General features: G+C 68.6%; 10 protein-coding genes. 5 read left to right on the top strand and 5 right to left on the bottom strand.

The window, feature by feature from the left end; genetic code table 11:
* Window positions 1-45 precede the first annotated feature (45 nt).
* The 3 genes from ABD243_RS15815 to ABD243_RS15805 all read right to left on the bottom strand — a co-directional run bounded on the left by ABD243_RS15815 (window position 46) and on the right by ABD243_RS15805 (window position 3104).
* Window positions 46-1479, bottom strand: a complete 1434-nt coding sequence (locus tag ABD243_RS15815; protein WP_344367372.1) for an aminobutyraldehyde dehydrogenase — start codon at window positions 1477-1479, stop codon at window positions 46-48.
* A gap of 118 nt (window positions 1480-1597) precedes the next feature.
* On the bottom strand, window positions 1598-2338 hold the full coding sequence (locus ABD243_RS15810; protein ID WP_116766649.1) for a cache domain-containing protein: 741 nt from the start codon (window positions 2336-2338) through the stop codon (window positions 1598-1600).
* Window positions 2331-3104 carry a FadR/GntR family transcriptional regulator gene (locus tag ABD243_RS15805; RefSeq protein ID WP_344367371.1) on the bottom strand — a complete coding sequence of 258 codons (774 nt, stop codon included), beginning with the start codon at window positions 3102-3104 and terminating at the stop codon, window positions 2331-2333. Before ABD243_RS15805 ends, ABD243_RS15810 begins: the two co-directional genes overlap by 8 nt.
* A 335-nt stretch (window positions 3105-3439) precedes the next feature.
* On the opposite strand from ABD243_RS15805, the gene ABD243_RS15800 reads away from it, so the two are divergent.
* Window positions 3440-4645 (top strand): CaiB/BaiF CoA transferase family protein, encoded by a 1206-nt coding sequence (locus ABD243_RS15800; RefSeq protein ID WP_344367404.1) that lies wholly within the window; start codon window positions 3440-3442, stop codon window positions 4643-4645.
* On the opposite strand, the gene ABD243_RS15795 is transcribed toward ABD243_RS15800, so the two are convergent.
* Window positions 4614-6158, bottom strand: a complete 1545-nt coding sequence (locus ABD243_RS15795; protein ID WP_344367370.1) for a PucR family transcriptional regulator — start codon at window positions 6156-6158, stop codon at window positions 4614-4616. The genes ABD243_RS15800 and ABD243_RS15795 overlap by 32 nt on opposite strands.
* 113 nt (window positions 6159-6271) lie before the next feature.
* Between ABD243_RS15795 and ABD243_RS15790 the strand changes: the two genes are divergently transcribed.
* The 4 genes from ABD243_RS15790 to ABD243_RS15775 are packed head-to-tail and all read left to right on the top strand — an operon-like array spanning window position 6272 to window position 11268.
* Window positions 6272-7666, top strand: coding sequence for an aminotransferase class III-fold pyridoxal phosphate-dependent enzyme (locus ABD243_RS15790; protein WP_344367369.1), 1395 nt, complete (start codon window positions 6272-6274; stop codon window positions 7664-7666).
* 32 nt (window positions 7667-7698) lie between these two features.
* Complete coding sequence (locus ABD243_RS15785; protein ID WP_344367368.1) at window positions 7699-8859, top strand: acyl-CoA dehydrogenase family protein; 1161 nt, start codon at window positions 7699-7701, stop codon at window positions 8857-8859.
* A 24-nt stretch (window positions 8860-8883) separates the two neighbouring features.
* Window positions 8884-10365: an aldehyde dehydrogenase family protein gene (locus ABD243_RS15780; protein ID WP_344367367.1), complete on the top strand. Its 1482-nt coding sequence runs from the start codon at window positions 8884-8886 to the stop codon at window positions 10363-10365.
* Window positions 10366-10395: 30 nt separating this feature from the next.
* Window positions 10396-11268, top strand: coding sequence for a 3-hydroxyacyl-CoA dehydrogenase family protein (locus ABD243_RS15775; protein ID WP_344367366.1), 873 nt, complete (start codon window positions 10396-10398; stop codon window positions 11266-11268).
* A 45-nt stretch (window positions 11269-11313) separates the two neighbouring features.
* Here the strand turns inward: ABD243_RS15775 and ABD243_RS15770 are convergent, their stop codons facing one another.
* The gene (locus ABD243_RS15770) at window positions 11314-14847 is read right to left on the bottom strand and encodes an ATP-binding protein (RefSeq protein WP_344367365.1); all 3534 of its coding nucleotides are present in this window, start codon (window positions 14845-14847) and stop codon (window positions 11314-11316) included.
* Between the last annotated feature and the right edge of the window lie 35 nt (window positions 14848-14882).

Here is a 14882-nt window from a genome sequence, read left to right as displayed (position 1 = left end):
CGGAGATGCCGGTGGTTTCCGGGTGCCGGGGGCTCGCGGGGCGGCTTAACCGATGTAGCTCATGACGTGCTTGATCCGGGTGTAGTCCTCCAGCCCGTACATGGACAGGTCCTTGCCGTACCCGGAGTGCTTGAATCCGCCGTGGGGCATCTCGGCCACCAGCGGGATGTGGGTGTTGATCCAGACGCAGCCGAAGTCCAGGCGCTTGGCGAACTGCATGGCCCGGGTGTGGTCCTTGGTCCACACGGAGGAGGCCAGCCCGTAGTCGACGTCGTTGGCCATGGCCAGGGCTTCGGCGTCGGTGGAGAACTTCTGCACCGTGACGATGGGGCCGAACACCTCGCTCTGGACGAGTTCGTCGTCCTGGTTAAGCCCGGACACCACGGTGGCCTCGTGGAAGTAGCCCACCCCTCCGTGGCGTTTGCCGCCGACTTCAACGGTGGCGTGTTCCGGCAGCCGCTCCAGGAATCCGGCGACGCGCTGAAGATGGTCGGCGCTGCTGAGCGCGCCGTACAGGATGCCGTCCTCGGCGGGGCCGCCGGTCTTGGCGTTGAGCCGCACTTCCTCGGCAAAAGCAGCCACGAACTCATCGTGGATGTCCTCGTGCACGAGCAGCCGCGTGGCCGCGGTGCAATCCTGGCCGGCGTTGTAGAACGACGCCGGGACGATCCCCGCCACGGCGGTGGCGATGTCGACGTCGTCGAACACGATGACCGGGGCTTTGCCGCCCAGCTCGAGGTGAACGCGCTTGACGTCGGCGGCGGCCGCTCCGGCCACCTCCATGCCGGCCCGCACGCTGCCGGTGATGGACACCATTTCCGGAGCCTCGTCGGCCACCAGGGCCTTGCCGGTCTCACGGTCCCCCAGCACCACGTTGAACGCGCCGGCAGGGAGGAATTCGCTGGCCAGTTCGGCAAACAGCAGGGTGGAGCTCGGTGTGGAATCGGAGGGTTTGAGGACTACGGTATTACCCGCCGCAAGAGCGGGAATGACCTTCCACGCGGCCATCATCAGCGGATAGTTCCAGGGGGCCACCTGGCCGATGACGCCGATGGGCTCGCGCCGGATCGAGGAACTGTGGTCCGCGAGGTACTCGGCGGTGGCGCGCCCTTCCAGGGTCCGGGCTGCGCCGGCGAAGAAGCGGATCTGGTCCACGAGTACGTCGATCTCATCCGGGACAATCCCGGCCCGGGGCTTGCCGGTGTCGGCGCATTCGAGGTCGGCCAGTTCCTCGGCCCGGGCCTCGACGGCGTCGGCAATGTGCAGCAGCGCCCGCTGGCGCTCTGCGGGAGTGGTTTCGCTCCAGATTTCAAACGCCGCCGCGGCCGCCGCGTAGGCGGCAGCGACGTCGGCGGCGGTGGAAACGGGCGTTGTGGCGATGACTTCTTCGGTGGCCGGGTTGTGGATCTCCAGCCGGCTGGTGGCGGCCGAGTCAACAAACTGGCCGTTGACGAAGTTCCGCAAATTCCGCACGCTCATGTGGTTCCCTTCAATGAATTGGGTGGCCGGTCCGCGCCGCGAACCCTGCCACGATGTGACCTGATTCACGGCCACATGGTGAGACTACACCTTATTCATCTGAAATGGGATGTTTAAATTATTGAGCTGTGCGCACCAGGACTTTCAGGTTGGTTCCGGGGCAGGTGATGGCGCCGGTCCAGGCCGGGCCCGCATCTGCGGCGGCAAGAGTGCCCACGGGGAGTTGCGGATCGGTGGACACAATCACCCGGCCGGCGGCGCTCACCAGAGCTGTCGGGGCGCCCACGGCGCGCATCAGCGGGAGGGCGTCCCGCTCCAGCCGGCGCACCAGGACGTCCGCGCCCACCACTCCAGCCATGGATCCGCCGACGACGACGGGCGCGGTGAGCGTGAGGATGTAGTCGCACGTGCACAAGTGGTCCACATAGGGGCCCGTGATGTGCCGGGCACCGGTGGCTTCGGGAACCCGGTACCACTCCAGCGCGCTGAGGTCCCGCAGATAGTCGGCGTACTCGCGCGACGCCAGATCCAGCTGGCTCGGCTCGGTGGTGGTACCGAGGATCGGATTGTCCTCCAGCGGGCCCAGCCACCAGGCGAAATGGAGGCCCTTCCCGCGCACCACGCCCGGTGCCGCGATGAATCCGGCGCCGATCAGCAGCGGGTCGGCGGCCGTGAGTTCCGGACCGACCATAGCGTACACGGCGGGATCGATCTCTCCCGCACCCCAGGCGGTTGAGGCTTCGACCCGGCTGCGCCAGTGGTCCAGGGTTCCGAAGACGCCGTTGAACAACGCTCCGATGGCCGCGGCGCAGTTGCGCGCCCGCGCCTGCACGGAATCCGCACTGTGGTTCTCAGCCATCGGCTGCTGCTCCTTGCTCAAGACGTTCCTTGGCTGCCAGCAGCCAGGCGGAAAGGTCGCTGATCTGCGCCCGGACCGAGGCGCGGGCCGCGGCGGCGTCATGGGCGGCTATCGCCTCGGCGGTGCGCTGGTTTTGCGCATAGACCCGCGCCCGCATGACCGGGTCGGTCAGGCACAGCCACAGCATGGGGCCGAACTCGGCCTGGAGGCGGATCTGCTCGCGCACCAGGCGCGGCGACTGGCTGACGACGGCGATCTCGAGGTAGAAACCGCCGGCGTTCCGGCCGGAATCGCTGGCGGAGCTGAAGTCGGCATCGTGAAGCCAGGCGGTGAGCCGTTCGGCTTCATCGGTGGACGCGAGCTCGGCCGCCCGTTCCGCGCAGCCGGCGGCCAGCGTGCCGAAATAGACGGCGAGGTCGGCGATCTCCACCTGCGAAAGTCCGCGCAGCCGGGCCTGCAGGAGCCTTTCCGGCGTCTGTTCGGTGGCCAGCACAAAGCTGCCGCCCTCGCGTCCGCGCCGGGTCTCCACCAGCCCGGCCTCGCGGACAGCCCCGAGCGCGTCGCGCGCCGTCACGAGGGCCACGCCAAAGCGCTTGGCCAGCTCGGCCTCACTGGGCAGCCGGTCACCGGGGGCCAGCACGCCGAGCAGAATGGCATCGGTCAGCCGCTGGGCCACTTGCTCGGACCTGCCGGCGCCGGTCAGCTGGGCGAAGACGGCGGCCCGGGCCCCGCGCGACGGCATGGCGGCGGATGGTTCCTGGCTCACCGCGGCGCCTGCGGACAGCCGCGTTCCGGGCTGGCCGGAACCGAAGGATCTGCTTCCATAGCGCCACTCTATCGGCCGCGCGGGTGCAGGGTCCGCCGTGGCCGCCCGCCGCAGCGCCACGCTCGTTGGCGGATGGTTGTTGTGCAGAGCAGCCAGTGCCAGGTCGGTTCATCCAATGTTCGGGTGGTTGCGCCTTGTTAGGCTTCGAATCCTTGATCAGATGCCCGGGCACGGCGATGTGCCGCGGGCACTCCACGAAGGGACTCCCCATGATTCCGACGCCCGGCGCCCAGCCCGGTTCCGCCGCCCGGGACGCCGCCCAGGAGCCCGCGGACATGCCTGCCGGACCGCTGTCGGGTCTCCTGGTGGCCGACTTCTCCCGTGTCCTGGCCGGACCGCTGGCCACCATGACGCTGGCAGATCTGGGCGCCCGGGTGATCAAGGTGGAGCGCCCCGGTGCCGGTGACGACACCCGCAGCTGGGGGCCGCCGTACTCCCCCACCGGGGCCACCTACTTTGAGAGCGCGAACCGCAACAAGGAATCCGTCTGCTTGGACCTTGCCGACCCCGGGGACCTGCAGCTGGCCAGGGAGTTGGCCCTGCGTGCCGATGTCCTGGTGGAAAACTTCAAGCCCGGCGGGATGGCGAAGCTGGGCCTGGGCTATGCGGAGCTCTCCGCCGCCAACCCCGGCCTGATCTACGCCTCGATCACGGGTTTTGGCAGCACGGGCGGGGCCAACTTGATGGGCTATGACTTCATCGTCCAGGCCCTTGGCGGACTGATGAGCATCACCGGGGAGAAAGACGGCAGCCCCACCAAGGCCGGCGTCGCGCTCGTCGACGTCCTGACGGCCAAGGACACCACCATTGGCGTCCTTGCGGCACTGGCGGCCCGTAGAGTCTCGGGGCGCGGGGCCCACCTGGAGCTCAACCTGCTCTCGAGCCTGCAGGGCGCGCTGGCCAATCAGGGCCAGGCCTTCCTGGGCGCGGGCAAGGTTCCGCACCGGATGGGCAGCGCCCACCCCTCGATCGTGCCCTACCAGCTGCTGGAGTGTGCGGATGCGCCGCTGGCAGTGGCCTGCGGCAACGACGGACAGTTCGCCAAGCTGACCCAGGTTCTGGGCATTGCCGGGCTGGCCAGTGACCCGCGCTTTGCGACCAACAACGCGCGGGTGGAACACCGCACCGAGCTGGTGCCCCTGTTGGAGGATGCCCTGTCCGCGTCGTCTGCCCTCACCTGGCAGGGCAAGCTGATCGACGCCGGCGTCCCGGCCGGCCATGTCGCAGGCATCGACGAGGGTCTTGAGTACGCCGAGTCACTGGGACTTGAACCGACCATCGAGGTCCGCAACGCGGCCGGCCAGCCGGCCGGAAGGCAGATCCGCCATCCCATTACCTGGACGCCGGCGTTCCCGACCCCCGCAGCGGCCCCGCCGTCGCTGGGCGAACACAGCGACCCCGTCCGGGCGTGGCTGTCCGACCGCGCTGACCGCGCTAACCAGTCCGGCGCTAGGCCCAGCGCAGTGCCAGCCAGAGGTTAGCCGCGACGTCGGGATCGTCCGGATCCGCCTGCAGCAGTTCCGCCGCTATTCCCATCCGGTGGCGCAGCGAGTTCCGGTGGATCCCCAGCTCGCGGGCGGCGCCCTCCCACTGGCCCCGGTGCCGCAGATAGGCGCGGACGGTTCCGACCAGGTCGGCGCGCTGGTACCCGCGCAGCGCCGCCACCCAGCCCTGGGCCCGCGGATCCAGGGCCCCCTCCGGTGCGTCGACAATCTGCCCGGCAGCCAGCGCACGCACCGTGGCGGCCAGCTGTCCGGCCTCCTCGTGCACCCGTTCCAGCGGCATCGGCCGGCTCAGCACGGCCGTAACAGCGGCGTTGCCGGCTCCGCCGTCGTACTGCTCCGGCTGCGCAGTGCTGCCGGCGCTGCCGCCGTCGCTGCCGGGAATGCCGGGAGTACCGGCGTCGGGGTATTCCGCGTCCAGCACGTAATAGCTGAGGCCGCCGGCCACGTGGCGCAGGCGGCAGGAGCGCAGGGCACCACCGGCCTCAGTCCAGCCAGCCCATCCGGTCCCGGCGCGCAGCCTCGACTCCAGCTCCCCGGAAACCGTCGCGGGATCGATCTCGCCACGCACCACCAGGAGCCGCACGGCGCCGGTGGGCGCGACGATGCCCAGGTCCGGTGCAAGGGCCCGGCCGGCGTCAACATGTCCGGTGAGGAAGAGCTTGGTCACGGCCGAGCCGAGCGCGGCAGCGGTGGCGTCGCTCTCCAGCTGCTGGGCCGCCTTGAGCGAGAGCAACACACACACCGTCATGATGATCTGCCGGTCAGCACGGGTCAGTTTGCGCCCGGCACCAATGGCCAGGAACCCGACCGTCCGCCGCCCCACCAGCACGGGATACTCCACGACGTCGGTGCCGTGGATCTGAAACGTGGAGGCCGAATGCGTCACGGCCATGTCAAGCCGCGAGGTCTCCCTGCGCAGCTGCTCCACAATCGTGTGGTTGTCCGCCGGCCACAGTGTTTCCGCCCCGCTGTCGGCCGGAAGGTACGCCACCCAACCGCCCAGCGCCTGGGCCAGGGCCTTGACCACGGAAGGGAGCGCATCCGCCTGCGTCGCGGCCCGGGCCAGCGCCGTCTGCGTGCCGAGGCTGGCGGTCAGGTCGGCCTGGCCTTCGCGGCCCACGAGGTCCCAATAGGCGCGGGAGACGTTCATGAACGGCGTGCCGTCGGGCACCACCAGAAGCTCCAGCCCGGCCGAGGCGCAGGCGGCACTCAAAGCCGGCGGCACCTCATCCACGCCGGCCCCCAGGCCGAGGCCCAGGGCCGCGATGTTGCGCTCCACAAGTCGCCGGACGTAGGCCTGCACCTTGGCTTCTCCGCCCGAGACGGGGATGCCCGTCGTGAGGAGCAACTCGCCGCCTTCCAGATACGGCGTGGGATCGTCGAGCTCGGAGATGTGCACACCCGAGATCTGCCGCACGGCCACCGCGCCTCCCGCGGCCGGGCGGAGATCGCTGCCGAGTTGGCTGTGCAGTTGGGCCAGGCTGATCACTCGGCGGTCCTTTCAGGGCAGACACGAATCCTTTGGATATTCTAACCAAATTGGACTCAAAATTGGATGCACCATCCAATGTCAGGCGAGGGAGGGCACACTACCTTGTCTACATGACCAGTTCCACAGACAGCCTCCCCCAGACCCGTCACCTTGCCACCGCCATTCCCGGCCCCGTCTCCACAGCCCTGCACCGCGAGCGCGAAGCGCAGGTCAGCTCCGGCTTCGGCGTGACCATGCCCGTCTTCATCAACCGTGCCTCCGGTGGAATCCTGGAAGATGTTGACGGCAACCGCATCATCGACTTCGCCTCCGGCATCGCCGTGACCAGCGTGGGCGCCGTGAACGCCCAGGTCCAGGCGCACGTGGCCGCCCAGATGGCCCGGTTCACCCACACCTGCTTCATGGTGACCGAGTACGATTCCTTCACGCAGGTGGCCGCGTGGCTGAACGCGCATGTCCCGGGAGACTTCCCAAAGCGCACCGCACTCTTCTCCACCGGCGCGGAAGCCGTGGAAAATGCCGTCAAGATTGCCCGCGCTGCCACGGGCCGGGAACGCGTGCTGGTATTCGACGACGCCTACCACGGCCGCTCTCTCCTCACGATGGCCATGACCGCCAAGGTCAACCCGTACAAGAAGAACTTCGGCCCGTTCCCGGGAGAGGTCTTCCGCGCTCCCACGGCCACCCGCTTGTGGGCCAGAGGCGGCGGGGACGCCACGGCGGCCACCGCCCTGGCCGGCGTCGAGGCGCTGCTGCTGGAGAACGATCCCCGGTCGTTTGCCGCCATGGTCATCGAACCCATCCAGGGTGAAGGCGGCTTCCTGGTGCCCGCCCCCGGCTTCCTGGCCGGACTGCGGGAGCTGGCCACCAAATACGGCATCGTGCTGGTGATGGACGAGATCCAGACCGGCATGGGGCGCACCGGCAGGCTCCTTGCGAGCGAGCACGAAGGCGTCGCCGGCGACCTCACCCTGACCGCCAAGGCCCTGGCGGGCGGCCTGCCGCTGAGCGCGGTCACCGGACGGGCCGAGCTCATGAACGCCCCGCACGCCGGCGGCCTGGGCGGCACGTACGCCGGAAACCCGGTGGCGTGCGCCGCCGCGCTGGGCGTCTTCGAGGCCTTCGAAGACGGCACGCTGCTGGCGAACGCCGTGACCATCGAGGCAACCGCCCGCGAGGTGCTGCAGCCCCTCGTCGACAGCACGGCCATCATTGCCGAGTTCCGCGGCCGCGGCGCCATGCTCGCCGTCGAATTCGCGGACAAGGACACGCTGGAACCGCGCGCCGATCTTGCGGCCCAGGTGGCGGCCGCCTGCCACCGGCAGGGCGTCCTGGTCCTGGTCTGCGGCACCCACGGCAATGTGATCCGGTTGCTGCCGCCCCTGGTCATTGGTCCGGACTTGATCCGGGACGGCCTCGGCGTGCTGCGCAACGCCATCGTGGCCGCCAATGCCGCTCAGACAGACACGGACACTGCCAGTGCCGCGGCACTGGCAGCCGTCTAAGTCCCCAGCCCCGCAAACTCTTGGAGAACACCATGAACGAATCCTCTGACCTGCTGAACATCGACTCCCTCTTCACCCCCGAAGAACTGGCCATGCGGGACAAGGTGCGGTCCTTTGTGGACAGCACCATCCGGCCCAATATCGCCGCCTGGTACGAGCAGGCCATCTTCCCGGTCGAGATCATCAAGGACATGGCCGGGCTGGGCCTGCTCGGCATGCATTTGAAGGGTTACGGCTGCCCGGGCCGTTCCGCCGTGGAATACGGCATCGCCGCCATGGAACTTGAGGCAGGCGATTCAGGCCTGCGCACCTTCGTCAGCGTGCAGGGCTCCCTCGCGATGAGCGCCATCTACAAGCACGGCTCCGAGGAGCAGAAGAACCAGTGGCTGCCCAGGATGGCCGCCGGCGACGTCGTCGGCTGCTTCGGCCTGACCGAACCCACGGCCGGCTCCGATCCCGGCAGCATGAAGACCTTCGCCCGCCGCGACGGGGACGGCTGGGTCATCAACGGCTCCAAGCGCTGGATCGGCCTGGCCTCGATCGCCCAGATCGCCATCATCTGGGCCATGACCGACGACGGCGTACGCGGCTTCATCGTGCCCACCGACACCCCCGGGTTCAAGGCCACCCCGATTGAGCCCAAGCTCTCCATGCGCGCCTCCATCCAGTGCGACATCGAACTGAGCGAGGTCCGCCTCCCGTCCACCGCGATACTGCCGAACGCCAAGGGACTCCGCGGTCCGTTCGAGTGCCTCAATGAAGCCCGCTACGGCATCATATGGGGAGCCATGGGGGCCGCGCGCGACAGCTACGAGACGGCCGTCAGCTACTCGCAGGAGCGCCTGCAGTTCGACAAGCCCCTGGCGGGCTACCAACTGACCCAGGAAAAGCTGGTCAACATGGCCCTGGAAATCAACAAGGGCATGCTCCTGGCACTGCAGATCGGCCGCCTCAAGGAAGCCGGCCAGCTCAAGCCGCACCACATCTCCGTAGGAAAGCTCAACAACTGCCGCGAGGCCATCCAGATCTGCCGTGATGCCCGCGCCATGCTGGGCGGCAACGGCATCACCCTGGACTATTCGCCGCTGCGGCACGCCAACAACCTCGAATCCGTTCGCACGTATGAGGGCACCGACGAGGTCCACACCCTGATCCTCGGCAACCACATCACCGGCATCCCGGCCTTCCGCTAAGGCGCAGCCAGTAAAGGAACAGCAATGACTACAGCAGTCGAACTGCAGCATTACGTCTCGGGCACCTGGTTTCAGGGCGACGGAGGCATCATCACCTCCGTCAATCCCGCCCGCCCGGCCGAGACGGTGGCGCACGGCCTGCAGGCCGGACCGGCCGACGTCGACCGCGCCATGGCCAGCGCTGTAGCGGCGAAGCATGGCTGGGCCCGCACCCCGGCCCATGAACGCGGCGCAGTGCTGCTGCGCACGGCGGCGATCCTGGAAGCGAACTCGCAGGCCTGGGGGCTGGAGCTGGCCCGTGAGGAAGGAAAGACGCTGGCCGAGGGCCACGGCGAGGTGCTGCGCGCCGCGCAGATTTTCCGCTACTACGGCAACGACGGCGACCGCGAAGCCGGGGCGATCTACGCCTCCCCGCGGCGGGGCGAAAAGATCTTCGTCACTCGCAAACCACTGGGAGTGGTGGGCGTCGTGACGCCGTTCAACTTCCCCATCGCCATCCCGGCCTGGAAGATCGCCCCCGCCCTGACATACGGCAACACGGTGGTCTGGAAGCCGGCCAGCACAGTGCCCCTGCTCGCCATGCGGCTGACCCAGTCGCTGGAACAGGCCGGCCTGCCCGCCGGCGTCCTGAATCTGGTGATTGGCCCCGGCGCCATCGGGACCGCGTTGGTGGAGCATCCGGCGCTGGACGGGCTGTCATTCACCGGCTCCACCGGCGTGGGCCGCACCCTGGCCGCCGCGGCGGCGGGCCGCGGCGTGCCGATCCAGGCGGAAATGGGCGGGAAGAACGCCGCCATCGTCCTGGCCGACGCGGACCTCGAACTAGCCGCGGAACAGGTCATGCTCGGCGCTTTCCGCTCCACAGGGCAGAAGTGCACGGCGACGTCGCGGCTGATCGTGGCGGACGCCATCGCGGATGAATTCCTCGCCGGGCTGGCCGCCCGGGCCCAGTCCCTGCTGGTGGGCGACCCCGCAGATCCGTCCACCCAGATGGGACCCGTCGTCAGCGCCGACGCCCGGGCATCCATCCAGCGCGGCATCGCGACAGCTCTGGACCAGGGCGCCGGGCTGCTGACGGGCGGCCTCCCCTATGACGACCCGGCCCGGGCCGAAGGCCACTTCGTTGCCCCGACGATCCTGGAGCTCACGGGGGCACGCCACGCTGATGTCTGGCGCGATGAGCTCTTTGGACCCGTGCTCAGCGTCCGCCGGGCAGCCTCAACGCAGGAAGCCTTTGACCTGGCCAATGACAGCGATTTCGGGCTCTCCGCAGCACTCTTCACGCAGGACGTCACCCTGGCGCTGGAGGGAATGGAGGAACTGGACGTCGGGATCCTGCACGTGAACTCCGAATCGGCCGGCGCCGATCCCCATGTGCCGTTCGGCGGGGCCAAGAAGAGCGGCTACGGCCCCAAGGAGCAGGGGCAGAGCGCCAAGGAGTTCTACACGCACACCACCACCGTCTACCTTCGGGGCGGCCGGCCCCTGTCCGGCGCACAGTCCTAGCAGTCCGTCCCCACCGAACCGGAGAAAACGATGCCACCCCCCACCACCATCACGCATGTTCTCGTTATCGGCGCCGGCGCCATGGGGTCCCAGATCGCGCTGACCGCTGCCCTGGCCGGGTACACCACCACCGTGCAGGACGTGTCGCCGAGCCAACTGGACGACGCCGCGGCCCAACTGCGTGAACGCACGGACAAAATGGTGAAATCCGGAAGACTGGCCGCGGAGCACGCCGAGCGCGCCCATGACCGGCTGGCGTTCAGCACCGATCTTGACGCGGTGGCGCCCGCTGCCGACTTTGTCATTGAGGCCGCCACCGAACGGCTGGAAACCAAGAAGGCCATCTTTGCCCGGCTGGGCCGGCTCGCCCCGCCACACGCCATCCTGGCCACCAACTCCTCCACGATCGGCTCCTCCGCCGTGGCCGCGGCCAGCGGCCGGCCCGGGCACGTGTGCAATATGCACTTCTTCAATCCCGTGCTGGTCATGGAATGCGTGGAAGTGGTCCGCCATGCCGGAACGTCCGGGGAAACCGTGGAGACCACCCTCGAACTGGCCCGCAGCCTGGGCAAGGCACCTGTGCTGATCAACCGGGAGGTGCCGGGGTTCGTGGCCAACCGGTTGATGGGCGCCGTGCAAAAGGAGGCACTCGCGCTGCTGGCCGGCGGTGTGGCGAGCATGGAAGACATCGACGCCACGGCCAAGACCGCGCTACGGCATCCGATGGGGCCATTTGAGCTGATGGACCTGGTGGGGCTGGACGTTGTGGACTACATCGCCCAGGCCACGTATGCGGCGACCGGCGACCCGGCTGACGCCCCGGACGAGTCTGTTGCCGCCCTCGTCACTGCCGGGAAGCTGGGCCGCAAGTCGGGCTCCGGCTGGTACAGCTACTCCCGGTGAGCCTGCTCCGCCCCGTCCCTTAGCCCCAGCACAAGCATCGTGGGGTCAGCGCAGGACTATGTCCACCGGGTTTGCCTCGGACCGCCAGGTGCCCTCGGTTCCCGGACGCGGAGCAATCACGGGCGCGGTCAGGACTCCGGAACGGTTGGTGCGCTTGTCCCGGAGGATCTCCGTCACCGACCCCAGGTGACGGGAGAGGTCGATCACGTTCTCCGGCGCGGCCAGCAGGAGCTGGAAGCCGAACTCGTGCAGGGCCTTGATGCCCGCGCCGGCGAATTCCTCCGAGGCGAGCACGAAGGCCTCGTCCATCATGACGGTGCCGTAGGTGGTGAAGCCCTGCTCGGCGATGCCCAGCTGGTAGCTCAGTGCCGCGGCCATGATGAACGCGGTGAAGCGCTGCCGCTCGCCGCCGGACATGGACCCGGTGTCCGCGTGCATGAAGACCTCGGTCTTCTTCGCGGCCTTCCCTTCCCCCTTGGGACCTGCCGCCTTGGACCCGGCGCCCCGGGCACCGCGGCCCTGCACTTCGCGGTGCTCCTTGCACTGGATGAACAGGTGCCCGCGGACGTCCAGCACCTCGGCCCGCCAGCGCCGGTCCTCCGGGGTCTGTGAGCCGAGCCGCTTCACCAGCGTTTCGAGGGACTTGTAGCGGTTGGTGAGCTCGGCGTCGTCGTCCGCCTCCGTCCCGGAGGCCCCGGCCGCCGCGGGCTTGCCCGGCCGGGTGTGCCGGACCTTGAGCGCGTTCTGGATGGCGTCCTTGAACTGCTTCGCCGTCGGGGGCAGTGTCTGCTTGATGTCGAGTTCCAGGAAGCTGCCTTCGTGGAAGTTGACCTCGGACAGGATGCCGTTCAGCGGCAGGATGCGGCTCGTAATGGAGCGGCGTTCCTCATCCAGCAGGTGCAGCAGGGTGCTAAAGGATTCGTGCGTGCGCTGGTTGAAGAACTGCCGGAACTCTGCCTCCTGGGCGGGCAGTCCGTCGCTGACAATCGCGTGGTAGCGGGATTCGAACTCCCCCGCGGCGCCGATCGACGTGCCGTGGTCCGCGGAAATCGCCGTGCCCCATTCGCGGACGAAGCCCTCGAAGATGCGGGTGAGACGCTCCGAGGTCGCCTGCCCGCGGGACTCGGCCGCGTGCAGTTCGGCCAGGAGCCGGGTGCGGACCTGGTTGGCGAGGTTGTCCAGCTCGTACATTTCCCGGACGTCACCGACGCCGGTGAAGTACGGTTCCAGCGCGGCGGCGCTGGTGTCCGACGGCGGCGACTGCGCCAGCCGATCACGTGCACCGTCGAGCAGTGAATCAGCCGCAGTCAGCCGCGAATCAAGCGCCTTGTACTCGCTCTGCAGCACAGCCGCCGCCTCCGTGCTGGACTGGTGCTTCTGCCGCACGGCCTCGATGTTGGCCCGCAGCGGTTCGAGGTCCGCCTGCGCGGCGAGGGCGTCCTTGAGGCGCTGCTCGATCCGGGCCAGCTCCTCCGCGGCCACGGCTGCCGAGACCTGGTCCCAGGGCCGGTAGTCCTCGGCCACCCGGCGCAGGGCCTCCAACTGCCGGGTCATGCCCTGGTGCGACTCTTCCCGGGTTTGCGCGAGCTCGGCGGCCTTGGCCAGCTCCTGCTGCAGGTCCTCCACCTGTGCCGCCACAAGCTCCAGCTTGGCGGCGTTGTCAAAACCAAGGACGTAATCCTGGCGGGACGTGAAGCGGTCGTCCTTTTCCACCGTGTGGCGGTTGCGTTTGACCACGCCGCCCAGGCTCAGGCCCTTGTCGAGGCCGGCGAGCTCGTCGGGGTCTTCCACGCAGGGGTAGGCGAAGTCGAGCGCAATCCGTTCGCGGAGCCAGACGCTGGCGTCCGCCAGCGTGTGGGCCTGAGGGCCAGCGGGCAGCCCGGCGTCGGTGAGGAAACTGAGCTTGGTCAGCAGGTCGCCGTCTGCCACGTCCTCGACGGCCAGTGCACCGCCGGCCAGTGGCCGGGAGACGTCCACGGCTCGCAGCGCCCCTCGCACGGAGTGGTCGTTGAGGTACCGGGTCACGGCGGCAAAGTGCTCTCCCGGGACCAGCAGCGTCGTGGCAAGGCTCCGGAGCGCGCGCTCGGCGGCCGGGCGCCACTGTTCCTGGCCCTCGGCGAGGTCGATCAGTTCGCCGCCAAAGGGCATGTGCTCTTCCGGAACCCCGGTGGCCGCCGCGATGGCGCTGCGGTTTTCAATGCTCGACGGCGGCAGCAGCGACTTGCGCGTCTTCAGCGACACCAGTTCCTGCTGGGCCGCGGCAAGCTCGCGCTTCTTGGTCGCATGGCCGTCAAACGCCTCGAACCTCAGCTCCCTGAGGGCCTCGGAATCGTCCTGGAGTTCGGCCGAGCGCGCGGCGGCATGGGCGTGGGCCTGGTCCCAGCCGGCGGCCGACCACTGAAGGTCCAGTCCGGCGTCGGAGAGCGCCCTGCGGGCCGCTTCCTCCACCTCCTGGCGGAGCTTGAGCCCCACCCGGGCGTTCTCCAGCGACTGCTCGATCGCGGAGATCGCGTTGCCGCCCTGGTTGTTGTACTCGCCCTCGAGTTGCCGAAGCTCCTTGGCGAAGCCGTCGCGGACCGCGCGTTCGGCGGCGAGGTCGCTGGCTTTGGCCTGGGCGAGCTCCTTCAACCGGGCCAGGGTCTTCTCGTGGACCGTGACGGCGAGCTGCTGCTTGTAGGCCTCGAATTCCTCGCCGGAAAGCTCCCGCAGCCGGTTCGCGTCCAACAGCGCCTGCGCATACTCCTTGTTCAGCCCGGGGACGGGTGCCAGCTGGTCACGCTGCTGCCGGACGTCCTCGAGGCGCTGCCGGATGGACATGAGGTTGCTGAATTCCTCGACGACGTCGTCGGCGGCGGCCAGCGTGGCGGGTGCATCGAGGACCTGATCGCGGAAGAAGGTGTTCACGCTGCCACCGAGTCCCTTGCCGGCCTGGATGACGCGCAGCAGCGGCAGGGCCTGGTCCGAGTTGATCCCCAGGAGGCGGCGGAAGCGTTCGGCGAACGCCTTGTGGACATCGAAGATCTGGGCATCCGGGAAGATCGCGTCCAGTGCGGACTTGGTGAACCGCTTGTCCGCGATGCCCTCGATCGCTGCGAGGTCCAGCGGCTTGTTGTCGATCAGGTAGTACCGGCCGACGCTGGATTCCGTGCCGTTCTTGGGGAGGTCGAACAGCGCCGAGACCGTGACTTTGGTGCCGACGGCGTTGTCGAACGTCAGGGCGACGGCGGACCAGGTCGCCCCGGGGCGCTGGAAGGCGCTTGCCGAGCCCTCCCCGACCGCCTTGTCGCCCACTTTGCCGCGCATGTACGTGAACGTGGTGCGTTTGTCCTCGACAGCACCCCCGACCCGTTGTGCCGCGGCTTCATTGGAGCGCGGACGGGCATCGAAGACCCGAAGCATGGCGTCGAACAGCGTGGACTTGCCGACGCCGGAGTTGCCGGTCAGCAGGGTGCCGTTGCGGTCCACGTGCATTGTGTGGGCGCCATGGAACGTGCCCCAGTTGACCACCTGCACGAGGGCCAGGCGCATTTGGCCGGGGTTCGTGAGCTCGCCCATCGGCAGCATGGTTGCGATGCTCACTTGTTGGCCTCATTTCTTTCCGTGGTTGCGTTGGA

Origin of the sequence: Arthrobacter humicola (assembly GCF_039531445.1) — a bacterium.
Lineage (GTDB): Bacteria > Actinomycetota > Actinomycetes > Actinomycetales > Micrococcaceae > Arthrobacter > Arthrobacter humicola.
Note: the sequence above shows the minus strand (reverse complement) of the source record. Positions and strands in the feature narration are given on the sequence as shown.